Below are 453 nucleotides of genomic sequence, written 5' to 3'. Positions count from 1 at the left end.
ATCTGCCCCGCACCTGCGGGGATGAGCCCAGCATTTGGAGCCAGCCGAAGGCGTAATCACCATCTGCCCCGCACCTGCGGGGATGAGCCCCACCGCGATTTGCAGCGTGGGGGATATTTGGGATCTGCCCCGCACCTGCGGGGATGAGCCGTAGCTGCCCAAGTTGCTGCATCGCCTGGGTGGATCTGCCCCGCACCTGCGGGGATGAGCCCGTATAAGGGGGTTTTAGAACGGGGGCTGCGCAATCTGCCCCGCACCTGCGGGGATGAGCCGCAATGGGCCTATAGCGAACTCGAAATTTATAAATCTGCCCCGCACCTGCGGGGATGAGCCTGGGCACAACAAAACGCGTTCAACAACAGAAAAATCTGCCCCGCACCTGCGGGGATGAGCCCCGTTAGGGAGTTGTCACACTCACCACCCGCCCATCTGCCCCGCACCTGCGGGGATGAG

1 CRISPR repeat array is annotated in these 453 nt (G+C 62.9%).

What is annotated here, in order from left to right:
- Position 1: 1 nt before the first annotated feature.
- A CRISPR array of direct repeats spans positions 2 to 453; the repeat unit is 25 nt; unit sequence TCTGCCCCGCACCTGCGGGGATGAG.

The sequence above is a fragment of the Corynebacterium sp. HMSC073D01 genome, from assembly GCF_001815555.1.
Lineage (GTDB): Bacteria > Actinomycetota > Actinomycetes > Mycobacteriales > Mycobacteriaceae > Corynebacterium > Corynebacterium glucuronolyticum.
Note: the sequence above shows the minus strand (reverse complement) of the source record. Positions and strands in the feature narration are given on the sequence as shown.